Annotated in this window: 17 protein-coding genes and 2 pseudogenes; 6 read left to right on the top strand and 13 right to left on the bottom strand. The window is 58.5% G+C overall.

Going from position 1 to position 26,374, the window contains the following annotated elements:
• From PY650_RS24120 to PY650_RS24080, 9 genes and pseudogenes are all read right to left on the bottom strand, one after another.
• Complete coding sequence (locus tag PY650_RS24120; RefSeq protein WP_285882120.1) at positions 1 to 426, bottom strand: Pepco domain-containing protein; 426 nt, start codon at positions 424 to 426, stop codon at positions 1 to 3.
• Between the two features lie 61 nt (positions 427 to 487).
• Positions 488 to 2,503 (bottom strand): SUMF1/EgtB/PvdO family nonheme iron enzyme, encoded by a 2,016-nt coding sequence (locus tag PY650_RS24115; RefSeq protein WP_285882119.1) that lies wholly within the window; start codon positions 2,501 to 2,503, stop codon positions 488 to 490.
• 84 nt (positions 2,504 to 2,587) lie between these two features.
• Positions 2,588 to 3,091: a hypothetical protein gene (locus PY650_RS24110; protein ID WP_285882118.1), complete on the bottom strand. Its 504-nt coding sequence runs from the start codon at positions 3,089 to 3,091 to the stop codon at positions 2,588 to 2,590.
• Positions 3,092 to 3,220: 129 nt separating this feature from the next.
• Positions 3,221 to 4,642: a hypothetical protein gene (locus PY650_RS24105; protein WP_285882117.1), complete on the bottom strand. Its 1,422-nt coding sequence runs from the start codon at positions 4,640 to 4,642 to the stop codon at positions 3,221 to 3,223.
• On the bottom strand, positions 4,639 to 7,485 hold the full coding sequence (locus tag PY650_RS24100; RefSeq protein ID WP_285882116.1) for a peroxidase family protein: 2,847 nt from the start codon (positions 7,483 to 7,485) through the stop codon (positions 4,639 to 4,641). Before PY650_RS24100 ends, PY650_RS24105 begins: the two co-directional genes overlap by 4 nt.
• Before the next feature lie 169 nt (positions 7,486 to 7,654).
• Positions 7,655 to 9,373: a thiamine pyrophosphate-binding protein gene (locus PY650_RS24095; RefSeq protein ID WP_285882115.1), complete on the bottom strand. Its 1,719-nt coding sequence runs from the start codon at positions 9,371 to 9,373 to the stop codon at positions 7,655 to 7,657.
• 440 nt (positions 9,374 to 9,813) lie between these two features.
• Positions 9,814 to 12,375 (bottom strand): patatin-like phospholipase domain-containing protein, encoded by a 2,562-nt coding sequence (locus PY650_RS24090; protein ID WP_285882114.1) that lies wholly within the window; start codon positions 12,373 to 12,375, stop codon positions 9,814 to 9,816.
• A 124-nt stretch (positions 12,376 to 12,499) separates the two neighbouring features.
• Positions 12,500 to 13,294: a bestrophin-like domain gene (locus PY650_RS24085; protein ID WP_285882113.1), complete on the bottom strand. Its 795-nt coding sequence runs from the start codon at positions 13,292 to 13,294 to the stop codon at positions 12,500 to 12,502.
• Positions 13,295 to 13,519: 225 nt separating this feature from the next.
• Positions 13,520 to 14,418: pseudogene (locus tag PY650_RS24080) on the bottom strand (GGDEF domain-containing protein).
• Between the two features lie 390 nt (positions 14,419 to 14,808).
• On the opposite strand from PY650_RS24080, the gene bcsN reads away from it, so the two are divergent.
• Genes bcsN through PY650_RS24055 form a run of 5 tightly spaced genes read left to right on the top strand, consistent with a single transcriptional unit; the run spans position 14,809 to position 23,894 of the window.
• The gene (gene bcsN, locus PY650_RS24075) at positions 14,809 to 15,798 is read left to right on the top strand and encodes a cellulose biosynthesis protein BcsN (protein WP_285882111.1); all 990 of its coding nucleotides are present in this window, start codon (positions 14,809 to 14,811) and stop codon (positions 15,796 to 15,798) included.
• Positions 15,799 to 15,854: 56 nt separating this feature from the next.
• Positions 15,855 to 18,044 (top strand): UDP-forming cellulose synthase catalytic subunit, encoded by a 2,190-nt coding sequence (gene bcsA / locus PY650_RS24070; RefSeq protein ID WP_285882168.1) that lies wholly within the window; start codon positions 15,855 to 15,857, stop codon positions 18,042 to 18,044.
• Complete coding sequence (locus PY650_RS24065) at positions 18,044 to 20,518, top strand: cellulose biosynthesis cyclic di-GMP-binding regulatory protein BcsB (protein ID WP_285882110.1); 2,475 nt, start codon at positions 18,044 to 18,046, stop codon at positions 20,516 to 20,518. The genes bcsA and PY650_RS24065 overlap by 1 nt, the downstream gene beginning before the upstream one ends.
• Entirely contained in the window at positions 20,515 to 21,564 is a 1,050-nt protein-coding gene (locus tag PY650_RS24060; RefSeq protein WP_285882109.1) for a family 8 glycosyl hydrolase, read from the top strand. Before PY650_RS24065 ends, PY650_RS24060 begins: the two co-directional genes overlap by 4 nt.
• Before the next feature lie 56 nt (positions 21,565 to 21,620).
• Entirely contained in the window at positions 21,621 to 23,894 is a 2,274-nt protein-coding gene (locus PY650_RS24055; protein ID WP_285882108.1) for a cellulose synthase, read from the top strand.
• 76 nt (positions 23,895 to 23,970) lie between these two features.
• Here the strand turns inward: PY650_RS24055 and PY650_RS24050 are convergent, their stop codons facing one another.
• The 4 genes and pseudogenes from PY650_RS24050 to PY650_RS24035 form a co-directional block, all read right to left on the bottom strand.
• Positions 23,971 to 24,630, bottom strand: coding sequence for a peroxiredoxin (locus PY650_RS24050; protein ID WP_285882107.1), 660 nt, complete (start codon positions 24,628 to 24,630; stop codon positions 23,971 to 23,973).
• 114 nt (positions 24,631 to 24,744) lie between these two features.
• Positions 24,745 to 25,329 (bottom strand): RBBP9/YdeN family alpha/beta hydrolase, encoded by a 585-nt coding sequence (locus PY650_RS24045; RefSeq protein WP_285882106.1) that lies wholly within the window; start codon positions 25,327 to 25,329, stop codon positions 24,745 to 24,747.
• 232 nt (positions 25,330 to 25,561) lie between these two features.
• Complete coding sequence (locus tag PY650_RS24040) at positions 25,562 to 25,747, bottom strand: hypothetical protein (protein WP_285882105.1); 186 nt, start codon at positions 25,745 to 25,747, stop codon at positions 25,562 to 25,564.
• Positions 25,748 to 25,919: 172 nt separating this feature from the next.
• Positions 25,920 to 26,123 (bottom strand): annotated as a pseudogene (locus PY650_RS24035) (ABC transporter permease subunit); the annotation flags it as partial.
• A gap of 89 nt (positions 26,124 to 26,212) precedes the next feature.
• Here PY650_RS24035 and PY650_RS24030 point away from each other — a divergent pair.
• A partial coding sequence (locus PY650_RS24030; RefSeq protein ID WP_285882167.1) for an AAA family ATPase occupies positions 26,213 to 26,374 on the top strand: 162 nt, incomplete at its 3' end.

Here is a 26,374-nt window from a genome sequence, read left to right as displayed (position 1 = left end):
TTATGACCCGTGGACTTCGGCCTGAGCTTCGCTGGCGTCGGCGAAACTCTGTGCTGCAACAGGAGGCTCACGCCTCTTGAAGACCAATTTTATTGCGCCGTTGCCGCCTAGTTTGCCGCCGCTGCCAAAGACGCGGACTTCGCCCTCGGAGCTAATCTCCACCGAGAGCTCGACTTCATCGAGTGCCATTGCCAGCCTGCTTAGCGGCTGATCGAAGACGTGTTGCACGACCTCGAGCAGGTTGGCCATCTGTCCCTTCAACGCATCAGCGCCGATGCTGACCGCCTTGAATGGCGAGCCCACGATGGAGCCGAAACCGCCGCCGATATCGTCACCACCCCGCGCACCCTGTTCGCCAATAATGGGTCCAGTTGCAAAACTACTAGAAGAATGTGCGTCGGTAATGATCGTAATTTCTCTGTTCATGTCGCGTGCTCCTATCGTGTCCCTTCAACGGACGTGCACCGGGAATTCATCTGCATACCATTCACATCACGTAGACCACTCTGAAGCCGACCCGACCTTCCCATCCCGTCAGGGTTTCCTTCATCCAGTCTCGATATGCCGAACGGCAAATCGCCGGATTATGCGAGAAGGATCCGCCGCGAAGAACGCGGATATCGGATTTAGGATCGACAAAGGGGCTGCCGTCGCGCGGTATCGATCCGAGATCGGGGTTCCAATTGTCGAGGCAGTGCTCCCACACATTCCCGTGCATTTCGAAGAGGCCAAAGCGGTTCGGTGGATAGGATCGGACAGGCTTGGTCGACCCGTAAAACGTGCCCTCGGGCCCCTTGGCATAAGCCCCATCAGGATAGGCGACGTCTGCATAATCGGGGCGGGAAACGTTCTCACCAAAGCTCATTCCGCAAACCGCGCCGCCCGTGCCGCAATAATTGGCAAGCGCCGGCGTCAAGGTCGGTCCGAAATGGAAGGCCGTCGTCGTGTCCGCCCTGCAGGCACGCTCCCATTCGGCTTCGCTCGGCAGCCGAATGAGGCGTTCGGTCAGAGCGGAGAGCCTGGCACAGAACTCACTCGCCTGCTGCCAGGTTACAGTTTCCACGGGGCGGTCGTCGCCAGGAAAGGAGGACGGCGCAGCCGATAGCGAAGTGCCAATCTGGCTCGGATATGCAGCAAGCACGGCACGCCATATTCGCTGCGTCACCGTCGTGCGGCTGACAGCGATGCGGCCGATGGTAACGTCAATCTGTTGCTCGAATTTGCCGACGCGGAGCAGTTCGTCAATTGGCGAGCCCATCTTGAAAGTGCCAGCCGGCAGGATGCTAAATTCGATGGCATTGTCGGCATCGATGGGCTGGCTGAAAGTCTCGACACTCTCCCAACGTGTATCAAGCAATTCACCCTTGTCGTCGACGGTCGTCACCGGCACCGTCTCTGCGCGTATGGGCGAAGGATGCAGCGCCCCTCTGTTGCGAACCATCCATGCTCCTGTCCCGATCGCTGCGAGAAGACCTGTGGCGCCGACCCCGTAGAGAAGCGTCCGTCGCGACATTTTTGGAAGACCGATGGCATCTCCTTGGCTTGCACCCTTGGGCAGTGACGGAGTAGCGCCGGGATTATTGCCGCTGTCGGACTCGCGCTTTATGGTAACGCGCCTGATACCTTCTCTCGTCTGAGCATCGGCCGGCGCGACCGCATTGATACGCCACCACAACTGCTCGGCCTCGGCGAATTTTCCGTTCGCTTCGGCCTCCAGCGCTTCGAGTTTCAGCGGCTCCAAGTCCTCGGGCAAGGCAAGCGCAGGAAGCAGGATGAAGTGGCGCTTGGCAAGCGGCTCGACAAAGGTCGAGGGCGTCTGGCGGGGCTTTCCATATTTGCGGCATAGGTCCGGGACGGCGAATTTGAGATAATTGTCCAGCCGCTCGACCGTGGCGCAGTTCTGCTGACCTTCCATTTTGAGGCCTTCGAGCAGCCCATAGGTGAAGGCGCCGTGACGGAGTTCCGCGATCTCATAGGAAAATTCCGAAGGGCTGCAGGAGCATATAGTGACGGCGCCCTGCTGCCTGTCCAAACCGAGACCTTCACCGTCGCGGGCACCCTCATTGCGGCAGGCATCGAGAAGAAGGACGACATTGTCGGCGCCGCTGCGTTTCAGTCGCTCGGCAATATGATGCACCGAAACTGCCGTTTCCTCGACATTGCCGGGATCGGCATCGATCGGCAGCAAGTAGTCCTGATCCCGCTCCCGCCGCCCGTGGCCGGCAAAGAAAAACCAGAGATTGTCGCTCGGCCGAAGGAAACGCTGTTCGAAACGCACCCTCAGAAAACGCATCAGGTTGCCGAAGGTCGGACGTGACTGCAGCGGACTTCCGAAATCCGAAGGCAACGGCGGCGCGTCCTCGGCGAGATAATAAACTCGGCTGAAATGTGCTGTAGCGCTGAAAAAATCACTCATCGCTTGAGCGTCTTGTTGAGCGAACTCGAGCGGCCTTAAATTGTCGTAGCGATTTATCCCTATGCAGATTGCCCAATTCTCACTCATGCCCGGATTGCTGCCCCATAGACAATGTCGATCAATGCGAAAACGGCAGTCGGCGCCTGGTATCGCACCACCGCCAAATCCCACTCACTTCATACTGCCGCTGCCGCTGCCGCCTGAACCGCTACCACCCATATTGCCACCGCCGCTGTTGCCGGTGCTGGAGCCACCGCCCATATTGCCGCTACTGCCCGCGCTGCTTGCGCCGGCATTGCTGCTACCGCTCGATCCAGAACTGCCCGATCCGCCGCTGCGATTTCCACGGCCGCGCTGTGTTTCCCCAATCGGGCTATCTTGGGTCGGCGACGAAGCCCAAGGCCATATGAACCGTTTCCGCACATATTGACTCTCGAGAATGGAACCCGTTGCCCGATCGCGGAAAACGCCGCGGTCGTTGTCTGTTTTGGCGCCATTGATCACCGGTGGAAGTGCGAGACGTCGGGTGGCGGAGCCGCCGTCAACAGGTTCCAGAGCCCTGATCGGATCTGCGAAGATGACACGTTCGGAACGGAATTCGTAAGCACCGACACCGCCTGCTCCCAAACCGGTGCAGACGATCGCGGCCGCCCATATCACGCACAAGTCGTTCATCACGACCTCCCGAAATTGCGTGAGAAAATTATAATATACAAAACCTTCCCTTGCACGACGAAACACAGATCACGCCCAAAGGTACCCCGCTTGATTTGGTTTCGCCCGAGAAACGCACTCGCGCTTTGGTCAATGCCAGTCCTGATGGTGGGAGCGGTGAACGTCCGTGAGCCCGTTTCGGAAGAACCGGTCATAGTAGTCGATCTCCACGTGATGCGCCTGCAGCCAGACGCCTGGCACGTGGATGGCATCGCAATGGGCCGGGAACCGGCCATGCGTCTCGTAGATATAGGTGCAGATGTCCCGCGCGCAGCCGATGACATCGGCATTGTAGACGGCAGCTTCCGCAAGATAGCGCTTGCCGTAGTCGTCCTTATAGATCTCTGCAAAGAGCGCCTGGTCATTGAAGAGGCCGTTCTTGCCGAACTTCTCTTCAACGACCGCGGCAACGGCGTCAGCCATGCTGTCGTAATAGGGTGGCGACATGCCCTTGATCAAATGCTCCCCCTTGAAGCGCAATCCGATCGGGTTGCTGCGCAGGTTGGAGTAGCGCGGCAGCGGTACCTGCCAGCGCAGGATGTCCATCAGGCGCCAGCGTGGCGTGACGACGTCAAACCCCAGCATCGGACCGTAAGTCTTGAGGAATTTCGGATCGCCGAGAAGAACCGGCGGGCTGATGGAACCGTGGATCCAGGCACCGAGCCCCATGGCATCGGCAGTCAGGAATATATTCTGCAACAGCAGATCGGCCTCGATCTGCGTGCGCAGCGAGCCAATGACGCCGAGCGGTATCTTGATATCCTTGTTCAGAAAGCCCTTGTCCACCCAGCGCTTCACACCTGCGAGCCGATAGAAATTGCGGTCGTCCACGATCGCCGGCCGGGCGCCGTCCGGCTGGGTCAGAAGGTACATCATGCCATTGATATATTGCCGCGAGAGGTCGACGACCGGCAGGAAGATCGTCGTGCCTGGCAGGTTCGACAGGAAGCGATTGGAATCGAGATATGCCGGAAAGGCGCGCTTGCCGTCCGGGACATCGAGGCGATGCTCAAGAATACGCACCTTGGCCTCTGCTGCCCGGGCAATCAGCCTTTGCGCCGTCAGCGCTTTCTCGCCGTCCGGTGGTGGCGGCAATTTGCGGATGAAATAAGTGCCACTGTCGTTGATCATGAAGAAATGCGTGCCCTGGGCATTGTCGGGACTGCCGGCGGTCCGGCCCTCCATGACAAGATTGGGCTTGGCCATGATCGGCTGATGCGTGGCCGGGTCCTCGAAAGGCCGGTCGGGCATGGTGAGCCCCGTCGCACCGGTGATGGCGATCAGTATTGCCTCCTCGAGTTCTGAAAGAGGTTCACGCTGGTGCTCCGACTCGTAGCTCATCGTGCCGGCCAGCACCGAGCTTCCTTGGCTGACACGATGGGTGCGCCGTCGCCATATCGTCTCGATCAGCGGTCTGCGCAAGAGCGCATCGAGACCGCGATTGCCGGTCAAGGTTCCGGCCGCCGTCGCGCTCGTTGGCGAAAGGTCATCTGCTCCAGGAATGTCCGTCATGATGCCCTCCTTTCCAGATCCTGCTTTTCGCCGCCGAAAAGAACCGGCCGCCAGGGCACGAAGGCACTGGCATTGCGCGGCAGCATCGACGCCAGATCCGGGCAATGGCGCAGGATCAAGCTCGTCATGCCGTTGTTTGCGATCCAGTCCATCCCGAAGGGCGAATAGACTTCCGGGCGGAAGTCCACCGTCAGGAAACGATCGCTCTGCAGCCGGCGTGACGCCATGAGGATGAAGATACGGAAAGCGGTGTCACTGAAGCCAAAGCCTTCCGGCGGCGGTTCGGCAAAGAGGCCAACCACCGTGTCGATGCGGTCGATGTGGCCATAGATTTCTTTAAGCAGCCGCACGTCCTCGGGATTGGTTGACAACTCCTCCCAATGCTTGATCCGTGGCCGATGCAGGCCGGCCCTGAATTCATTGTAACGCGGCACGCCACGGCGCCGCGTTCGCACCAAGTCGACGACGGAAAGGTCGATGATCTCCTTGTCGCGCGCAAAGGCTTGGAGTGCGCGGGGGGAATTGTGCAGCGTGATGGCGCCGGGATGGGCTGTGCCGAAGGAATAGAGCGTGTTGCGTAGACCGTATTGCCGCATCATCTCATCGGCGCCCGGGCCTTGGATGTCCATGAAACTCTTTTCGGTGATCTTGGCACCCGTCTTATGGTTGTAGAAGCAATAGTCGTCTGGCAGTAACGGATGCATGCGGTAGACGGTGACGAAATCCTCAGTCAACGAATAGGGCGTACCGTGATGGTCCGGCATCGTCTTCGGAATGCCGGTGGAGGCATGCGCGTCTACCAGCCAGAGGCCAGCCTTTGTCAGCCAGTCATTGGCGGGCGGGCCGTTCCAATTGCTGGAGAGGCCAACCTCGATCGCCTTGGTCGCAAGGATCGCCGGCGTCCATTCGACCGTATGGATCTTGGCAATCAACGCTGAGACGATCAGCCTGGCGGTCTGGTAGATGCGTTCATCGTCCCAATTGCCGTATTGGCGTCGGAGCTCGTCGCAGAGCAGATTGTGTTCACGCGCAAACAGCGTGTGCATGGCGCTCAAGCCCAGCCACCAACTCTCGTTGAACCCTGTCACTTCGAAGCCATGGACATCGACTGGCAGATGCCCGTCGACCAGGCGTATTTTCGGGCCCTCGCGCAGGTCCTTGGCCTTCTTGTTGTCGGGACCGTAAACCTCCGAACCGTCCCACCAATGCGAAGCGGCATTGCCGAAATAGATGGGCGGCTTGCCGTCATAGCCGCTCATTTCCATGTTTCCGGCAATTCGCATCACGTCTTCCGGTTTGCCGCCAACCTCGCTTGTCCATTTCATGCCGGCGGGAAGGCCGACGACGACGTCCTTTTCCCCAAGCGGATGGCGGGCGTGGTTGACCCAATCATGGACTTGAAACTGGATCCAGGCCGCGGCCAGGATATTAAGCGAGCGCGCCGGAATGAATGTGTCGCGATGCAATAATTGCTGCGCGACCACCACTGGATTGGGCGTATCGAAGAGTTCAGGTTGAAAAACTGGGGGGAGGTTGCGGCCGAAAGTCGAGCCTACGGCACCCATCTTCGGCGCCGACAGATCGTTGAAGGTGCCGTCATAGGTCCGCATCTGCCGCTCGCCTTCGGCAATGGCCGGCAGCGGCGTCGGGCGAGCGATGGGCGGCGCCTCGACCGGGTCGGTCGCGATGAGGTTCTTTTCGCGCAGGACGTAGCGGAAAGCGTCGAGATTGAGCAGGCTGAGCCGCAGCGGCAGCCGGTGCCAGGCGATGAACCGGTTGATGATCAGAAAAGCAGAGCGCGCAATGCTCCCCGCCACAAGATTGCGAAGCGGAACCGGGGTCGTCCAGCGGAAATTGTGGCGGTAAGCGGCGCTCGCGTCGTAGACCACCTTGCGTGCCCGGTTGAGATTGCCGAGTGGCCTGAAGGCGTCGGTCGTGTTCCAGGGGTTGAACGCCAGTTCGTCGACGAGGCGGGCATTGGCGATGGTCTCGGCTTCACCGGTCTTCGGCTTGCTGACTTTGAGATCTGCCACCTTGATGGGAGGCGAAGCGGTCTCCGTCCATTCGATGGACGTGTCCTCGATCGGTGTCGACCTCGGGTCGGCGAAAAGCTGCAGACAGAGTTCGTAGTTGATGTCCCCGACCTCCAGGCGCCGAGCGAGCTCGGCTGAGAGATAACCGGGATCGGTCTTTGAAGGATCGGGAGCATGCGCTGCGTTCGCTGCGGGACGGAAGAGATAGCGCGCCGCCAGCCTATCACCCCAACAGATCGCACCGCGGCTCCAGAACGTCTCAAGCGCCAGGCTGCGGATTTTCCGATTGCGTCCGGTCGTGACGTTGCGGATCATTCTAAGGGTTTCGGAGGGACCGAAGGTGAAGGCGAGGCCGATCACACCGAACAGCCGGCTTAAGCTTCCACCCGCCGTTGCCTTGGCGAAGGCAACGAACTGCTTGGCGTCGCGCGCATGGGAAACAGGGAAGTTGGTCGCCAAGAGATCGTGGCTCTCCCGATCCGAGACATTGATGCGCACCGCCAAGCCGCGCAGATCGGGCTTATAGTCCGGTTGACCGAAGCCACTGGCATTGGAGAGGCGCAGTATCGTGGAATAGCTCTTACCGGGCTCGGCAAACCCGACCCTCAGATTTTCGGGCAGGTCATCGACGAACTTCAGCTCGGCGTCGATAGCCGCAAAGACCGCCTTGCTGTGAAATGCGCGCTGAATATCGGCCGCTTTGGCATAGGCGCGCGTCTTGTACTGGACACGCATCATATCTTGAGCGAGGCGCTCGAAGGCCAAGCGCTCGGCCTCCACTCCTCCTTGATAGGATTCATTCCACTCCATTCTCGTTCACCCTCCTTGAACGCATCGGACAATGGCTTCTGGCACATCGTGCTGATGGGAATGCATGGGATTGAAAAGAGGCGGACGATCCCCTGTTTCCCGGGGCCGTCCGCGATGCGCCCGAGAAACGCCTTCTGATTTCGGCCCGTCGCGCCGACGAATAAAGTGGTTATTGCGTACCCCGACCCGGGACTATCCGCTCCTCGACCATTTCCGCGATGCCGGATAGAAGCCCTTTCGGCGAAGGACTGTAATGCGGCAGCGCAAGTCGCGTGATGTGGGCGTCGATGATCGCCGGTTTGCCTAGTGCGAGCGCCTCGTCGAAGGCTCTTTCGAACTCGTCGATCGTCCCCACCCTGTATCCCTGCGCACCGCAGGCCCTGGCATAGGCGACGTAGTCCGGATTGGAGAACTCGACCAGTCCCGATTCGGCATAGGCTTCGAGTTGATAAAGCTTGATGAGCTTGAACTCGCCGTCGTTGAAAATGATCCAGATGATAGGGATGTCGTATTGAACGGCGGTCAGAAGCTCGAAACCCGACAGCAGATAGCACCCGTCGCCACAGCCAACGATGACCGGGCGGTCGGGATTAGCGCATTTGGCGCCAAGCGCGCCATTGACATGTCCGGCCATCGGCCCGAACCCGCCGGGCTTGCGGAAGAACTGCCCCGGCGACAGCTCTAGATAGTAGCCAAGCCAGGCAAGATGCGCGCCCGCATCTGCGAGCATAATCGCATTCTGCGGCAGGCGCTTAGAGACCGCTTGGGCCAACTGTCCTGGATGGATGTCATCGGTGAGATGGACGATGCGCTCCGCGTCATAGTCGCGCCCCAGGGCAGGCCGCGACGGCACGGCGGCAGCCTTCGGCCATATTTCCTTGTTGAGCGCCGCGATCGCGCGTTTCGCATCGCCGATGATTGCGGCGTCGGCCTTGTAGACCTTGTCGATCTCGCCGATATCGATGTTGATATGGACGAGCCTTTTGCCAGTCAGGAGGTCATCGCGAAAATTGAAGGTGGCATGCTGCGCGAAGGAATTCCCCACGGCAAGGATCACATCGGCCTCAAGGAAGGCCTTCCACGCCGTGCTATGGCCGCTGTCGCAGAACACGCCGACAGAGAGAGGATGGCGCTCCGAAATGATGCCTTTTCCATCGAGCGTCGTCGCGAATGGAATCTGATAGCGCTCCAGGAGTTCCGTCAACTCCGCTCCGGCGCCGCTGCGAACAGCGCCAAACCCGATCAAAGCCAATATCTTCTTGTCCTTGGCAACGGCATCCGCCAGGAGCCCGGCAACCTCGTTCACCCGCTCGGAATCCGGTAGCACCGGACGTCGCTGGAGATTGATATCGTGGTAGTTGTCAACGGAGACGCCATGATGCGTCAGGTTTTCAGGGACATGGATGTGAACTGGGCCGGGGCGGCCATCGAAGGCGAGGTTGACGGCCTCTTCGACAACGTCGCAGGTCTTGGCAGCGTCCGTCAGTAGAAATGACTTCTTCGTGGTGGCCGCAAACATCGCCTGCGAATCCGGAGTGCGACTGACGCCGGAGGTTTCGTTCAGTGCGCCCTTTCCCTTCCAATCGAGGGATGCGTAGCCGGAGACGGCCAGCACCGGATAGGAATCCGACATGGCAACGGCCATACCGGAAAACAAATTGAAGGCGCCTGGCCCCGCGGTTGCAAAGCAAAAGCCCAAACGGTCCGAATGCATGGCATACCCGCAGGCCATGAACGAAGCCGCCTGTTCGTGGCGGGTAATGACGGCCTTGATTGAGGAATGTTTGAGGGCAAGCATGAGACCGGCGGCATTTTCGCCCGCTCCGCCAAAGGCGGCACCGACCCCCACTCCCTCAAGTGCCTTTACGATCGCCTCGTAGACTCTCATCGAGAACGCCCCCCAAACGCACATATGGACCGGTGCGCCTATTCCCCAAATGCACTGTCAATGCGGAAAGACACTGCTTCTGCGTTTCAAGCATTCGCAAATATTAGGAAATATCAATAAGAGCTAAATCTGCCTGCTTAGCCCCGTCGCGTTCCGCGCGAAAAAACCCAGGCAACCGAAGCTGAAATATGCTGTCGAATCAAACTGCGACTCAGCGGTACGATGCCGCAATCCCTTATCGTTAAGACCATCTTTGCGCATTTTCAAATAAACTTCAACCTCAGATTACCACAAGGAAACTGTGTCGAACCGACGCTCCGGTTTTTCTCGGTCAATAGCGCTTAATGCAGTTTCCTAAAGCAATTTATGATCAGCGGGGAGCCGCTGGCAGGTCCACCCAGCTCGGGAACGGGTTCAGGAGGCGTCGGCATCGCAGACTTCTAAACCCGTGCGCTGAAGGCCGCGCGCATCTTGGGCGGGACATTGAGCAATGCGAGTGCGGCGCCCAAATCGTCGCTCCAGCCGGCCGGTAAGGCCGATGGCTGAGCGAACTCATCGGTGCCGCTGAGAAAGTGCTGGACGGCATGGAAGCCAAGCGCGCGATAGACTTCGAACTGCTCCTCGCTGAAAAATTGATCGAGCGTCGTCTCATGCGGAAAGGTCGGGTTCCGCCTCTTGTAGTCCATGATGTAGTCGTTCTCGTCGCCGGTCAGCGACGACTTGACGTAGAGCAATATGCCCTTCTCGTCCTCACCATATTCGATGATCCCCACTGCGGCATGGGGTCCCCTGGATCTTGTCAGCGCACCCGCGTTCGATGCCATCTCGCTGGCCACTTCCAATGTTTTTTTCTGGATGTCCTGCCAAGGGAGATCGATACGGATACCGAGATCGATCCGCGCCATGACCTGAAGCTTTACGAAGGATTCAAACGTCATGCTCGGATCAGCTTCCGCGTCGATGGCGAGGATGACCTTGCAGCGACGGCGCAGCAATTCGAATATGCCGAGATTTTCGATATGACCGCCGTCGGTCAGATAGACGTTCAGCTTTTTCTCGTCCAAACGACCGGCGGTTTCATTGGCAAAATACCAGGTACCAAAATTCGACCACCATCGGTTCCACCAATGACGCAACGCGTCGAGCCTTGCCGGATTGGCAAGCCAATAACCGAGGCGGACATTCAGCAAGGAAAGGCTGAAGGTCAATATTCTGACGGTATGATTTCCCATATTCGCCGACGCCGCCGCGCCGGACGTGGCCATCGCCGTCGCAAGACTGAGCGACGGGACGGCAGCCTCCATTTTTCTGGCCTCTACATAGCGTGTTGCCTGGCTTCCGATATAAAGCGGGCTGAAGATGAAATTGTCGGCATTGCGCCCACGCTTATTGAGGGCTTTCGACGCGATCAAATTGATGGTCGTGTTGACGAGAAGATAGGGCGAATAGGCCGCGCCACGGTTCCAATGGCCTCTCGCGGCATCGAACTGTTTCAACGACGAGAATTTCCACCGGTCGACATCGATCGACGGCTTGTTGCTTAAAAGACGCGCGCGCTCGAACAGGAAAGCCCGGCTGAGACGGTCCCGGTAGAGCTGATTGAGCGAGTTGGAGTTGGGACCGATGAAGAGACAGACGAAGGCAAGCAGCAAGGCGACCCATAGATAGAGCGAGCCGATGGCGCCCAGCCTCCTAATGGCAGGGACATAGTCTAAAGCAAGGACAGCCGCGGCAGAAAGCCATGACGGAGCGACGGGCACGGGCGCCGGAGCAGGGGCCAAGTTGGCTACGGGCGTAATCGCCCAGAAACTGAGATAGAGATAAGAGACCCACAGCAGCAGCGGCACGACAAGGGCGGCAAGATAGAGGGCGATGCGGCTTGAATATTTCTGCAGCGCTTCCGTCCAGGTCGCCTCTCCAAGCGTCGCTCTTGCGATGTTCGCGAGCTTCTGTGCCGCGCCGATTACCGCAAGCGCTGCGGGAAGGAGAACGCTGGCAAGCCCGGGAACCACGTGCGCGATGGCCAAAAGGAGGCTCTTCAAGCCGCTGCTTTCAAGACCGGCAATGTTCGCCTCGGCGCCCGTTGACGCCTCGAACATGCCGCTGAGGATGAGCGGCTGCAGTTCGAGGAGAAAGGCGCCGGCGATGACGGCCACAAGCCCGCCGAGCATCCATGCAAGTCGTTCGCGCGTCACCAGCCGGCTAGTCTGAAATGTCACGGAGGTTGCGATCGCACTGGCGAACATCAAGGCTAATACGACGACGGTCACATTGATTGTCAACGTGAAGGCTTCCAGGCCCTCGATGGTGAACAGGGGGAGCCTGATGCTGCTGAGCGGAAAACCGATGATATCCGGCTGCCCCAGATCAGTGGAACGAGGGTTGCAAGCGACGGTGAACACGGCGAGCAGAAGCAGGACTGGCAGGACGATCAACGCGTTCACCAGTAATCCGCGCATCAAAAGCGCAAAGCTCGTCAGATAATCGATCGTTCCGTTCGGGACGAGGAAGTTCGAATAGTTTCGCAGATGCTGGATTTCCGGCGTCTCCTCAGAATCGAGCTTGCTGGCGAAAGGGAACGTATAGGGCTCCTGCATCATGCCGGAGACGATGGATGTACCGATGTAGCCGCCGCCGGACACCGTGGAGAGATAATCGAGGGCGTCGAAGACATGTGGCTCGCCATCGCCCGTCAGCGAATCCAGCGCCTGCGAGGCACCCAGGCAAAAGGCAGCAGAACGGATGCCGCCGCCGGAAAACGAAAGTCCGGTCAGGTTGCTGCCGGCCTCCATTCGAACCGTACCACGCCCGCTTGTCCCAATATGGCCCTGCGATAGCTTCGCCGCATGACGGGGGACGTGAAACCTCGAGCTCGCCGGACCTTGCGTCGTTGCGTGGTGCTTCGCGCGGTCCGCTTCGACGCCGCCACTCTGAAGTGACTGGCGCCGGAAATTGACGACATCCAGCTCCCTATTGAAGATTGCTTCGAAATCCAGGGTCATGCGCCCCACCCTATCGCCGAGAACGGTTGTCGCCCCCAAAAATGCGCCTCAGAACTGTATCAGAAATGTCTTGCGGCGTAAGACGCATTCTCCTCCCACCGAACCAGGTCCGATCCCGTGTCGGCTAACGCAACATATCCTCAAGCGCGTTGCGCATGGATGTGCTCGGTATTCCGAAGACACCGCCATACGGCTTGTCCAGATCGGCGATAACGAAGATGACAGTCGAAATCGCCAGCGCCCCAATGCCGATCGCGACGACCGTAAAGCGATTATGCCTAGCCTGAAGGCCAAAGCTGATAAAAACCAACATCAGCCAGAACATCAATACACGCGAAAAAAGACCCGACATAGTGCCTTGCGCATCCTCGATCACGGCCTCGCGACGGTGCATGACGTCGTCGAAGGAGAGGCGGCAAGCCGCAAGCTGGTTTTGATGAAATGCATCCTTTGGGTCGAGCGCTGCTAAAGACAGTCCGACGCCGGTAATCAGCGCCTTCAAAGTGCGATCCTCCCCGACGCGTGCGACCCCTGCCAGATCGGGAAGCACGACGCCGGTCGGTTTCTCCTCATCAGGCCAGGTGCTCGCGATAACGCCGGCGGTATATTCGCGCAGAACAGCTCTCATGGCTGCGGTCTCCGCTCCATAGCCCTGCAGACATTGATCGAAAGCAGCAAGGCTTGCGGCATACATGCGGCGATCACGATCGGTGGTATCGAAGGAAGCCTTTACCGATGCCAGAAGCAGGCTGAGAACAAGGGCGGTAAAGGTCACAAGCAGGCCCGTCACCAGCCGCAGCGCCTCGATGTTGTGATCCGAGAGATGCTGATCCGACAGCCGTTGCCTCAAAAAAAATCCGAGGGCCGCGCTCGCCCCCAGCAAACCGAACGCCACTAAGGCCAACTGAATTTCGCCCATGATCTCGTTGCCAGCTTAGTTTGCGTTCAATTCTCATCGCGCCAGAGCCAGTGCAAATCCGGTCGCGCTGTTTCCAAGAAACGAGAAACAGTCCCCATTTCATGATCCTGCTAATCCAAGATCAGCGCAAGCGAGAGCGAACGCATCACTATTTTTGGCCCGCTCATAAAGATCCAGTATAAGTACGCTCGGCCAAAAAAAAGAAGAATAGCTGCGTGAAAAGAGCTAACGCTTTCCTGCGGAGGGAAAATCTATATTGATCTGCAGGCGGTCGCGGCCGGCGACCTTGGCGCCATAGAGGGCAAGATCAGCACGTCGATAGACTTCTGCCAGCGTGTCGCCACTTTTGGCGACGGCCAGGCCCGCCGAAAACGTGTAGGAAAAGTTCGATGGATCCGGAAGCGGCTTGCTGTCGCGCACGAAAGTTAGCATGCAGTGAATGATACTTGCGGCTTCATCGACCGGCGTCCTTGGCATGACCAGAACGAACTCCTCTCCCCCACCCTGCCGAAGCAATCAGTCCGGCGCACATGAGCCTGGATCAGCCCCGCGAAGTCCCTCAAAATCAGGTCACCGGCGTGGTGCCCAAGACTGTCATTGATAAATTTAAAATTGTCGATGTCGAAGACGGCAAGACAGCCGAGCGGTTGATTGGCGGCCGCCGGTACCGAAAGCAGTTCTTCCAAGCGTGCCATGACGAAGCGTCGGTTGGCTACGCCCGTGAGCTCGTCTGTCTGCGCGGCTTTGATTGCGACATCGCGATCCTGTCGCAAGTCACGTTCGTTCGCCCTGATCCGGGTGATGTCGCTCGCAATGCACAGCATCCAACCGCTTTCGCGCACGGTCTCCGTCATCCAGAGCCAACGACCATCGTGGAGGTCCGTCTCGAAGGCGCGAAAACTCACTTTGCCGCGTCGCGACTGAGTGGAGCGCAGCCATTCCTCAAAATTCGCCGCGGCGATCACGGTCCCTTGTTTCAATCTATAATTGCGGCGCATCAGATCCGCCCACAACGGATGTTCATCCGCCGCGATAAAGAAGGCAGAGCGAAATGCGGGATTGGCAAATTGCAGCCGATCCTCAGCATCATAAAGCGCGATCAGCACTTGCGTGTCCGCCGCCATCGGGCCGAGCTGGTCAAGAAGTTTTCTTGTGCCGTTGTTCAGGGAAATCATCATCCACTTCGCAACAAGGACTGAGAGCGTTGAACCTAAATGCTATGCCGGAAGAAATTCGTAAAGCTAAAATACCCAATTGCTCAACGATTGTGTCGCTCTGACGCAGAGCTGTTTCCTCCCAGCCGTCACGGCCAAAGTGCCGGCTCGATGACAAGCACATTCGAAAAAACTGGGAAAACCTCCTTCCCGGTCTGCGGATTTTTCTAATCGCCCCTTCGTTAATTGATAGTTAACCATAATTGAGGTTATTCTAAAAACCGAACACAGGGGCTTGATTTCAAAATCTGTCGCGTAATTTGCCCGTGAAAATACGATAAACGATTGCCGCGATCACAGATGCACTTACTCAAATTAATAGCGCTCTTAACATTGGCGATTTTCGGGACCAGTTGCACGACGACGGGTGGAGTGCGGCAATCGGGTGGCGCCGAAACCATTCCGAGCGACAAAGCGTTGGCGTTTCCCCCGCCCGGCGGCCCTGCGATTGTCAACGTGGTCGAACGTAGGCATGGTAACGACGTTGAGCAGATGATTTCGCTCTCCACCTCGTCGACGGTTCCGGGTCAGAATTTCGTCAAAGTGCTGTTTCTCGCAGTGTCCGGATCAACTCCCGGATTAGGCAGCACACCTTATAAAATGATCAGCGAAGCTGAGATCGCACGTGAAATAGCCGCAACCATACCGGGCGTCCGTCTTTCTCGCTCCGCAACCTTCGTGCAAAATACCTACGGACCATTCGGGTATGCTGCAGGCCGAAGCCGAGCCGGAGATACATGCCTTTATGCCTGGCAGCAAATCCGCGCAGGTCGCTCCACGCCGGCACAGCAGCGCAACTTCAGCATGGTTCAGGTTCGACTTCGGCTCTGTGATGCGCGCGCAACCGAGCGCCAACTTCTGAGCACCGTCTATGGCTACACGATCGCTGGCGGGTTCGAAGGCGAGAGCTTGAACCCCTACGGTACCCCAAGGGGAGCCGACGCGTTGCTCGGTCGTCCTGGCGACCCGATTTATCCCGATGTCGGCGGTTACCGCAACTCCCAGATGGCTATCGGCTATGAAGCCAGAACGACTGCGGTCCGGCCGGCAATCGTCAACCACCGGACCGTGATCCAGCCAAAAGCCGTTACTGTGGCTCCGCCTCAAGCGGTCGGCCCTCACATAGCTTTGCCGGATCCGCAAGGTGGTACGCCCCAAACAGGGGCCGTAACGGCGCCAGCACAAATATCAGGGCAGGGTCAGCGAGGAACGATGGGGACCAACGGCATCGTGGTTCCGTCGCCAGACTGTATCGGCGACGCGGGCACGACCGCGGCTTGCCGGAAATAGGGAAAATGAGCGGGTGCGCCGGCCGCGCCTGTCTCCGCACCGTCGAAGGGAAGTCGATGCATACGGCACGAAGCATCTTGATATGGGTTCTGGTTTCGCTGTGCGGACTAGTACTGATTACGCTGCCGGTTAACCTCCAGACCCAGCTCATCGCCAGCACTGCTATCGTCACCTTCATGGCGATCATCAAGGTCCTCAAGGCTCAAGGAACTTGGCGACTGATCGCTCTTGCCTTCGGTACATCTATCGTTTTGCGCTATGTTTATTGGCGAACGACCAACACGTTGCCGCCCGTCAATCAGCCGGAAAACTTCGTCCCCGGCCTGCTGCTCTATCTTGCGGAAATGTACAACGTCGCCATGTTGATGCTCAGCCTTTTCATCGTTGCGACGCCTCTGCCCTCTCGCCCAGCCCGCGCATCCAAGGTACAACAGTTCCCTTCCGTCGACGTGTTCGTCCCGTCTTACAACGAAGACACAAAGCTTCTTGCCAACACACTCGCCTCCGCCAAGGCGATGGATTATCCGGCCGACAAGCTCCAGGTTTGGCTGCTCGACGATGGCGGCACATTGCAGAAGCGCAACTCCACCAAACTTTTGGAATCGCAGGCAGCGATTGCGCGGCACAAGGAACTCAAACAGCTCTGCGAAGAACTCGACGTCCAGTATTTGACCCGCGATCGCAACGAGCATGCCAAGGCCGGCAACCTCAACAACGGCTTGAAACATTCGAGCGGCGACCTGATCGCTGTCTTCGATGCCGACCATGCCCCGGCACGCGATTTCCTGCTCGAGACCGTCGGCTATTTCGAAGACGACCCAAAACTCTTTCTGGTTCAGACGCCGCATTTCTTCATCAATCCCGATCCGCTCGAGCGCAATCTGCGGACTTTCGACAATATGCCGAGCGAGAACGAGATGTTTTACGGCATCATTCAGCGCGGTCTGGATAAATGGAATGCGGCATTCTTCTGTGGTTCGGCCGCCGTATTGAGCCGCACCGCCCTGGAATCCCAAAAGGGCTTCAGCGGGATCAGCATCACAGAAGACTGCGAAACAGCACTGGCCCTTCACGGCAGCGGCTGGAACAGCATCTATGTCGACAGGCCGCTTATCGCCGGTTTGCAGCCCGCGACGTTTGCGAGCTTCATCGGCCAACGCAGTCGCTGGGCCCAGGGTATGATGCAAATCCTTCGCTTCCGCTTTCCGCTGCTGAAGCGGGGCCTCACGCTACCGCAGCGCCTTTGCTACATGTCGTCCACGCTGTTCTGGCTCTTTCCCTTTCCCCGCACAATTTTCCTCTTCGCGCCGCTCTTCTACCTTTTCTTCGATCTGGAAATCTTCACGGCCTCCGGCGGCGAATTTCTCGCTTATACGCTTGCCTACATGCTCGTGAATCTGATGATGCAGAACTATCTCTACGGTTCCTTCCGCTGGCCGTGGATTTCGGAACTCTATGAATATGTCCAGACGGTGCATTTGCTGCCGGCCGTAATTTCGGTCATGCTCAATCCGAAAAAGCCGACTTTCAAGGTCACCGCCAAGGACGAATCGATCTCAGTCAGTCGTCTTTCCGAGATCAGTCGGCCCTTCTTCGTCATTTTTGCCGTCCAGATCATCGCGGTCGCGGTAACGATATACCGTATTTACGCCGAACCGTACAAAGCGGATGTGACGCTTGTCGTCGGGGGATGGAACATGATCAATCTGATCCTATCCGGTTGTGCGCTTGGCGTCGTTTCGGAACGCGGCGAGCGGGCATCCTCTCGCCGCGTCAGGGTCAACCGTCGCAGCGAATTCGGTATCAATGGCAAGTGGAATTCCGCCTCGATCGAGGATGTTTCCGTTCACGGCGCGCGACTGAATGTCTTCAACAAGGACCTTGATCCGGTTATCGTAGGTGCGGAGGGAGTGCTCCGCTTTCAGCCATATAGCGGCGCAGAAATGGAGACACTGCCGGTTATCGTCCGCAATATCCAGCGAGCCGGCGAAATAACGACAATTGGGTGCCAATATGTTCCCAAGGGTGCTCCGGATCACCGCCTTATCGCGGATCTGGTGTTTGCAAACTCCGACCAATGGACACAGTTCCAGCAAGCGCGCCGCCGCAATCCCGGCATCATTCGCGGAACGATCTGGTTTCTGGGTCTCTCGCTTTATCAGACAAGCCGCGGTTTGCTTTATCTTTTCCGCAGCATGCGATCCGAAAGCGAGGCGGAGCAACAAGGGGCAAAGGCAAGCAATTGATGAAAAGCGTCCTTTCAGCGCTCCTTTTCCTGTTTGGCGTCACAGTCGTTCATGCGCAGACGGCCCCCTTCGACATGTCCGGCGAACGGTCGAAGACTTTGAAGCCGATCGTGCCGGAAACATTGATGCCGCGGGTAACTGCACCGCAAACGACCACGCCGCAGGTGACGACCCCAAAGGTGACCGTTCCACAAGTGGCAGCTCCGCAAATAGCGCCGTCGCAAGCGGCCACCCCCAAGGCAAGCACGCCGCAGGAGGTCACGCGGCAACCGGTCACGCCCGTCGTGCCGGCGCGAAACAATCCGATGGTGACGGCAGTTCCTGCGACTCCCGAATTCCAGCGATATGTGGTGCCGTTCGCGGATTTTCGATTGGAGGGCGAATACGATCGAAGATCCTGGTCGATCTATCTCACTCCCGAACAGGCTGCCGCTCCCGCCAAGTTCCATTTCGCCTATCAGAATGCCGTTGTCGTTGCGCCCGAAGCTTCACAGCTGACCATCCTTCTTAACAATCGTGCAATTGGCCAGCAGCAGATCGGTTCGCCGGATAACGCTTCGGCGATAAGTTTCGACATCCCGCGCGGCCTGTTGCAGCCCGGCGCCAATCTGGTGACCTTCGAAGCGACACAGCGCCACCGCACCGATTGCAACATCCAATCAACCTACGAACTCTGGTCCGATATCGATCCCTCAAAGACCTATTTGAGCTTCGCCGAACAGGATGCGCAAAAGCCATCGAACACGGATGCGATCCGCGCAATCGGAGTTGATGACGCGGGAAAAACTGAATTCAACCTCGTCGTGCCCGCTCTGGCGCAGCCGGGCACCACAAAACCGCTGCTGCGGCTTGCTCAGGGTCTATCGCTACTGAGCGGAATGCCGAATGAAACCTTCTCTTTCAATACGGACTCCGTGCCGCCCACTGGCCCCGGAAAGATGACGGTGCTCATCGGGACACCAGCTGAACTACAACCCTTGTTTTCGGCACCTGAGGCAGCACAGACCGCCGGATTGGCAACCTTCGTCAAGGATCCACGGACCGGCTCTACAATCCTGCTCGTCAGCGGGCCGTCCTGGCAGGCGGTCTCAGCAGCAATAGATACCATCGTTTCGCCAACAGACAGAGACCCGAAGGTCCTTCGCGATACATTGGTAACCCAGCGATGGAGCGCGCCGGACGCGCCATTCTTCTCTTCCGATACGAGCCTTGCATTCTCGCAATTGGGAATCAACACCACGGAATTTTCTGGTCGCCGCTTCCACACCAGCTTCAACGTGGCAGTCCCGGCGGACTTCTATGCCAATGCCTATGGCGAGGCGACAATCTTCCTCGATGCCGCCTATGCAAAAAATGTTCAGCCGGGGAGCCATATTGATGTCTATGTAAACGGAAGCATCGCCACAACGAAGCCCATCACTGCAACCAGTGGCGGTATTTTCCGGCACCTACCCATTCGCGTGACGATGCGCCACTTCAAACCGGGTCTCAACACCGTGACGCTGGAAGCGATGTTGCTGACCAACGAAGACCAAGTTTGCCTGCCGGGCACGACCTCCACTTCAACACCGCGCTTTGCACTTTTCGATACGAGCGAATTTCATATGCCGGATTACGCCAGGGTCGGTCAGCGCCCAAATCTCGCGGCGCTGGCGGGCACCGGCTATCCCTACAACCGCGGTACCGTGCCGGCAGCCCTTTTCATCGATCGGGCCGACCCCGACACTTTATCCGCAACCGCGACATTGCTAGGGCGGGTGGCAGTCGTCGCGGGACATCCGATCGCGGTCGATCTTATTGCTTCGCCGGGCGGCGTCGGAAATCGCGATGCGATTTTCGTGGGCTCGATTTCGCAGATGCCGACGACGACGTTGTCGCAGATGAATATCGCGACCACCAGTCAGGCATCCTGGCGCCCCGTTATCGCCGGGCAAGGCGCCGAGCCGGAAGCGGCAATCACACTCGCCGAGTGGCGCGCGAGAGTTGGTGGCGGTGCTTTGCAGCACCAGATTTCGTTGTTTCAGGATTGGATGCGTCGAAACTTCGACATATCGTTGAGTTCCCTGCAGTTCATTCCCAGTGCAGAGCGCGTCTTCACCCCCTCGAATGTCAACAGCTTCATGATTGCCCAGGGAACGAGCGCCACAGGCGAGTCAACCTGGACGATCGTCTCCGCGCCTTCTGCAAAGGACTTGCGAGCAGGAGCCGAGGCCATGACGTCCGAGAGCAATTGGCCACGGATCGCCGGTCATATCACCGTTTACTCCAGCAAGACCGGAAAGGTCGACACGGTGCCAGTCAGCCGTTTCGACTTTGTCATGTCTCAGCCTTGGTCGTTCACCAACTACCGTCTGATTGCCGCCAACTGGCTTTCGACCAACATTCTGTCCTACGCATTCCTCGTCGTGATGCTCTTCCTATTGATCGGCGTCACAACATCCGGAATCCTTGCAAAGATTGGCAGGCACGAATGAGGCGTTGGCGCACCTTGGTCGTTACCGGCTGTATCGCTCTCATGATGATGTGCCAGCAACTTGCGGCGCAACACGCCGCAATCGATCCGCAGGCATGGGCGGCCTACAAGGCGAAATTCCTCGACGCGACCGGCCGCATCGTCGATAACGGCAACGGCAATATCAGTCATAGCGAGGGGCAAGGTTATGGCTTGTTGCTTGCCTATCTTTCAAACAGTCCCGCCGATTTCGAGCAAATTTGGTATTTCACGCGAACCGAGCTCCTGCTGCGCGACGATGGTCTTGCGGCGTGGAAATGGGACCCGGCCGTCACGCCCCACGTGACGGACACGAACAATGCCTCCGACGGCGACATGCTGATCGCTTACGCCTTGGCGCTGGCGGGATCTGCGTGGAACAAGAAGGATTATCTTGAGGCGGCAGCGACGATAGCGAGGGCGCTTCTGTCGCATGCCGTGATCCACGCCGGCGGACGCACGCTGCTTCTGCCGGGTATCCAAGGCTATGCGGCCTCAGAACGCGATGACGGACCGGTCGTCAATCCCTCCTACTGGGTTTATGAAGCCATCCCCGTCATGGCGCTGCTTGCTCCTTCGGATGAATGGCAAAAGCTGACGGAGGATGGCCTGTCCCTGCTCCGCTCGATGCAGGTCGGGCCGCGGAAATTGCCAGCGGACTGGGTGAGCCTGCGTACCATGCCCAGACCCGCTAACGGCTTCGAGGCCGAATTCGGCTATAATGCGATTCGTATCCCACTTTACCTTGTGCGAGCGGGGATATCCGACACGGCGCTGCTGACACGGCTGCAGGCGGGTATGACCGTCGAAGGCGATGAGCCGGCTACAATCGACCTGGCAACGGGCAAGCCAAAGCAACCCCTTGTGGACCCAGGTTACCGAGTTGTTGACGATGTTTTGGCGTGCGTAACAAGCGGAGCGAAATTGCCCGCCTCGGCTCGGCAGTTTGTACCGTCACTCTACTATCCGTCGACCCTTCAATTGTTAGGCTTGGCTTTTGTTGAGGAGAAACATCCCGAGTGTTTATAAAATCCCTTCTGCTAACGGTCTCCGCGGCAGTCGTAGTGGCAGGATCTGTCATCGCGATGAAAGACCGTGCGAGCCTCGAAGAAGGATTGGCACTGGTCGCGCAAAATCGCCCGGACAACCAAGTGGCGCAGACCGGAAGCATCAAGCCAACAGAAATAGCCTTCAACTCGCCTCCTATCGATATGAAAGCAGTCGCCGATCGCATCCAGGCAGCGGCCCCTTCCGCAGTTTTGTCCGACACACCGGCCTCTGCTGAAGCGGCACCGGACACATCGGCGGCTTCGCAAGTAACAGCGGCCCCATCCGATGCCTTTGTTCAAGCGACGCCTCAATCGGCGACGCCGCAGCCCGCGGCGCCGCAAAAAGTCGACGAGAGCGCACTGCGCTATTTCGCCAGCCGCGGTGACAAGGCCCGGCTCCAGGCAGAGATTTCCCGTCTCCAAGCGCTTTATCCGAATTGGGTACCGCCTGCCGATCCTCTGGCCATCCCGCAAAACAGCGACAAGCAGCTCGAAGCCATGTGGCAGCTCTACTCAGAAGGTCGCTACGCCGAGCTGCGCAAGGCCATCGCGGATCGCCAAGCGGCGGAAACCGGATGGCAACCGCCCGCCGACTTACTGGAACGCCTCGATGTTGCCGAGGCGCGTGCGCGCCTCGTCAATGCATCCGATCTCAAGCAATATGCAACCGTTGTCGATATCGGCGCCAACACGCCGAGCCTGCTGACCTGCAGCGAAATCGACATTCTGTGGCGGGTTGCCGAGGCATTCATCAAGACCGACCGGGCTGCCCGCGGCCAGGACGCTTACGTCTACATCCTGAACAATTGCGTCAATCCACAGGAGAGGCTTGCGACCATACAAAAGGCGTCGGCACTGCTGCCCTACCAGCCCATGCAGGATCTTCTTGCGCTGGAGAGACCCGACGGCAACGGCGGGCGGGAATTTGACAGCATCCGCACAGACCTGGCGCGGCGCTTCGTCGCCGAGGGCAATGACGATCCGAAACTGTCCGTGGCGCCGAAGTACCTATCGCAGGTTGAACAAGCGGCTTTAACCCAGGGTCTGGCGTCCGATGCCCTGCTCCTCGGCTGGTATCATCTGCGCCGGGAAAACCATGACGAAGCGGAAAAGTGGTTCCGCGCAGCCCGCAGCAAGGACGATTCCGCCTCGGCATCGCAGGGTTTGGCCCTGATCCTGATCGCCGACCATAAGCCTCAGGAAGCCGAAGACGTCATGTTCAGATGGCGCAACGATTCCAAGGATGCGACAGCGACCTACCTCGCGGCCACCGCCAATTTGATGGCGCTGCAACCACCAGCCAATCTCAGCGAAGACGTGCTAAGCCGCATGGCCGCCGAAGTCATCGAGCAAAAATACGTTCCGACCGCGCAGGAATTCGGATGGTATGCACGTACACTCAATCAGCCGCAAACCGCGGCACGCTGGTTCGAGACGGCGTTGCGCTGGAAACCCGACGATGAACCTTCGGCCTATGGCCTGGTCATTACCCGCAATCAGTTGAATGACCGGCAGGGCGTAGCCGAAATTCAACGGCTGTGGGCGGGCCGTTCGGAGCGTATCGCCAGGCTGGGCGAGACCACACCCCGAACATCCATCGGCTCCGTACCGCTGCCTTCGCCAATTCAGGCGGTGCCGCAAATGACCATTACCCCCACCGGCCCACGGCCGCTTATGACCCCACCTCAAACATCCGAGACCAATATCAACACGCGCCAACGCACTGTCGCCCCTACGGGATACGGCCAGCCGGAGAGGCAAATCACGACGGTTCGACGCGGCGTGCGCGGACCGCGTGGTTGCTCCACGACGACAAATGCGCAGCGCCTCGATCCGGCGGATGCGTTGTCTCGTGGCTGGTGCCTGATGGATCTCAACCGTCCGATGGAAGCGATCGAAGCCTTCCAGGTCGCTCTGAACGGTCCGCCCGGCAAGGCGCGCGAAGACGCAGCCTATGGGCAAAGCCTCGCCTATCTGCGCGCGGGGCTCGCCAACAACGCGGCTGTCGCCGCAGCCAAGGCGCCTCTCAACCGCCAACGCGCCGCTGAGCTGCAGGTTGCCATACTGGCTGATCGCGCGCTTGCCGCATTTGCCGCCAAGCGCTATCAGGAAACCCTGATCTATCTCGATCAACGCGCGCAACTGCAGCAGGAACGCGTCGATTTAATGGTTCTGCGCGGCTACTGTTATCTCAATCTCAAAATGTACGACGATGCGGGGCGCATATTCAACGCCGTCGCCGCGACCGGCAACAGGGACGGAAATCGCGGCCTCATCGATCTGAGGCTCACCCTACATCCGGACCACTGATTTTATTGATTGAGGTTCGACCAGCAAAAAAGGGAACGCGGCTCAAATCCGAGCGGCGTTCCCGGACGTCGCCTGCTCAGGCCGACGGCTGCTTCGTCTTGCGCAGATAAGGCAGGATAGTATCGAACGAACCGAAACGCATGATGGCATCCTCGTTGGATACGGCGGCCGTGATGATGACATCCTCGCCCCGCTGCCAGTTCGCCGGCGTGGCGACCTGATGCTTCGCCGTCAATTGAATGGAGTCGATAGCGCGCAGGATTTCATTGAAGTTGCGCCCCGTCGTCATCGGATAGGTGAGGATCAGCTTGATCTTCTTGTCGGGGCCAATAACGAAAACCGACCGCACGGTGGCGTTGTCGGCAGGCGTGCGGCCTTCGGAGCTTTCGCCGGCGCCAGCTGGCAGCATGTCATAGAGCTTGGCGACGTTGAGGTCCTTGTCGCCAATCAGCGGATATTCGACTTCGAATCCGGTCGCCGTCTTGATGTCGCTCTTCCACTTGCTGTGGCTTTCGACCGGATCGACAGAAATGCCGATGATCTTGACGCCACGATTTTCGAATTCCTGCTCAAGGCCCGCCATTGCCCCAAGCTCAGTCGTGCAAACCGGCGTGAAATTCTTGGGATGCGAAAAAAGCACCGCCCAGCCGTTGCCAATAAAGTCGTGGAACTGAATTTGCCCGCGGGTCGTGTCGGCGGTGAAATCGGGTGCGATATCGTTGATACGTAGGCTCACGTGTGTCCTCCAAAAATCGGATCGTCGTCCTGGTCAAAATTGTTCGCGACGACGTTGGGTTTAAAGAATCTGCCACAGGATGGCGTTTAATGCTTTCAAAGAAAAGCCTTCTTGTTAAACGGTCGCGCCAGCCGCGGGCATTGTATCCCGCGGTCTTCGGCGCCTGGCGCGCGCCTTCAGCGTCTCCAGTAGGCCATACCCACTCGGCCAGCGCCCGAAGCCGCTCGCGACATTGATGTGACCCGCAAGGCCGATATTGCGGAGATCGGATTTCCAAAGGCGCCCGAAGAGCGTAAGGCGGTCAAGCGTCATATATATGTCGTTCAGGCTTCCGATCGTCATGCTGGGGAAAGGCAGGGCCTCGGTGGGCATGGTTCCGAAAGAGATATGCCCAGCATGCAGCGCCTCCGTCGCGCTAAGATCACAGGGCGCGACGAGCAACGCACCCTTGACCCGTTGCGCCGTCGGGCGGCCCGCCAGTCTCGCGGCCAGCAGGCAGCCGAGGCTGTGAGCCACGACGTAGGCCTCTCCCGCCGCCTCCAACGCCGCGTCGAGCTTCGTCATCCAGTCTTGCAAATTCGGATGATCCCAGTCCTCCTGATCCACCAGACGGCAGTCCGGCTGATCCTGCAGCCAGTAATGTTGCCAATGCCCTTCTCCCGAACCGAACAGACCCGGCAAGATCAGCACTTTGCTCATCGCAGCCCCGTCATCGTGAATTGAGGCTGCGGCACGCGCCCCGCGTAGGGGCCGCGATCAGGGGAATGGAGCATCAGATCACTCCCGCCACGAGCGCGAATAGAAATACTAAGGACGAGACGACGGAGCAAACTTCGATACCATAGACAAGATGTGATCGGATGCTGTTCTGAAACTGTTTCACAACCGGTCGTCGCAGATCGAAGGCCAGTGCCATGGCGTGCCTCCTTTCTCAATACCAGGGCGCCGGTGTAGAGCACCAATAGTAGAACTCGTAATCGCGAGCCGATCGCTCACGATCGTCATCCGAAGCGATCGATCTTTCGACCGGTTTGCCGGAAACGCCCCGCTCGCTCACCCGGCGAGGCGCAAGACGCCTGAAGGCTACCTTCAAGCGGCTGATGAAATCGGATTCCATGCGATCCTCCATCTCATTGATCGGGCCGCGAGTTCGCTATCCAAGCCTCGACAGGCCTATCGACGAACAGATTTTGTCTATAAAAATAGTAGATTAAAAGGAACGGCCGTCTTTCCTTGCGCAGAAAACAGGAAATAAGTTTCGTCCTCAGGGCGTCTGTTTCGGTCGCCAGCGCAATGACCAGGCCACCGACACCGCGACCGACCGCGAGGAAATATTCGGCTCCGACAGTCGCAAGCCAGGCATAGATCAAGCCGAGATGCATACCTGTCGCGATCGAGGGCGTGGCGGAGGGAAGATAGATGCGCAGCACACGCTGCCCCGCATTGAACTTCAAGGCGCGTCCGAACTCGATCAGATCTTCTGGCGCGCTGCGCGGTTGCTTGTGTAGCGCCGCGTCCGGGGTTTCGTGAGGTTCGCTAATTTGTCCTTGCAATTCTGGAGTTTCACTCCACAAATGCAAGGATGATTAGCCGTCGAATATCATCCGAACTGAATGAACTCCTAGACACGCGCCCAGCTGTCGCGCTCATCGGCCCGCGTCAGGTCGGTAAGACGACATTGGCACTCTCCATAGCCGACCATCGTCCATCGATCTATCTCGATCTGGAATCGGATGCTGATCGC

The sequence above is a fragment of the Martinezella calliandrae genome, from assembly GCF_030272695.1.
GTDB classification, from domain to species: domain Bacteria; phylum Pseudomonadota; class Alphaproteobacteria; order Rhizobiales; family Rhizobiaceae; genus Rhizobium; species Rhizobium calliandrae.
The sequence above is the reverse complement of the archived record's forward strand: the minus strand, read 5'-3'. Positions and strand labels throughout refer to the sequence as shown.

Excerpts from the sequence above, each read along its gene's own strand:
- PY650_RS24120 (WP_285882120.1), bottom strand. The coding sequence starts at position 426 with ATGAACAGAGAAATTACGATCATTACCGACGCACATTCTTCTAGTAGT.
- PY650_RS24115 (WP_285882119.1), bottom strand. The coding sequence starts at position 2,503 with ATGAGTGAGAATTGGGCAATCTGCATAGGGATAAATCGCTACGACAAT.
- PY650_RS24110 (WP_285882118.1), bottom strand. The coding sequence starts at position 3,091 with ATGAACGACTTGTGCGTGATATGGGCGGCCGCGATCGTCTGCACCGGT.
- PY650_RS24105 (WP_285882117.1), bottom strand. The coding sequence starts at position 4,642 with ATGACGGACATTCCTGGAGCAGATGACCTTTCGCCAACGAGCGCGACG.
- PY650_RS24100 (WP_285882116.1), bottom strand. The coding sequence starts at position 7,485 with ATGGAGTGGAATGAATCCTATCAAGGAGGAGTGGAGGCCGAGCGCTTG.
- PY650_RS24095 (WP_285882115.1), bottom strand. The coding sequence starts at position 9,373 with ATGAGAGTCTACGAGGCGATCGTAAAGGCACTTGAGGGAGTGGGGGTC.
- PY650_RS24090 (WP_285882114.1), bottom strand. The coding sequence starts at position 12,375 with ATGACCCTGGATTTCGAAGCAATCTTCAATAGGGAGCTGGATGTCGTC.
- PY650_RS24085 (WP_285882113.1), bottom strand. The coding sequence starts at position 13,294 with ATGGGCGAAATTCAGTTGGCCTTAGTGGCGTTCGGTTTGCTGGGGGCG.
- bcsN (WP_285882111.1), top strand. The coding sequence starts at position 14,809 with ATGCACTTACTCAAATTAATAGCGCTCTTAACATTGGCGATTTTCGGG.
- bcsA (WP_285882168.1), top strand. The coding sequence starts at position 15,855 with ATGCATACGGCACGAAGCATCTTGATATGGGTTCTGGTTTCGCTGTGC.
- PY650_RS24065 (WP_285882110.1), top strand. The coding sequence starts at position 18,044 with ATGAAAAGCGTCCTTTCAGCGCTCCTTTTCCTGTTTGGCGTCACAGTC.
- PY650_RS24060 (WP_285882109.1), top strand. The coding sequence starts at position 20,515 with ATGAGGCGTTGGCGCACCTTGGTCGTTACCGGCTGTATCGCTCTCATG.
- PY650_RS24055 (WP_285882108.1), top strand. The coding sequence starts at position 21,621 with ATGAAAGACCGTGCGAGCCTCGAAGAAGGATTGGCACTGGTCGCGCAA.
- PY650_RS24045 (WP_285882106.1), bottom strand. The coding sequence starts at position 25,329 with ATGAGCAAAGTGCTGATCTTGCCGGGTCTGTTCGGTTCGGGAGAAGGG.
- PY650_RS24040 (WP_285882105.1), bottom strand. The coding sequence starts at position 25,747 with ATGGAATCCGATTTCATCAGCCGCTTGAAGGTAGCCTTCAGGCGTCTT.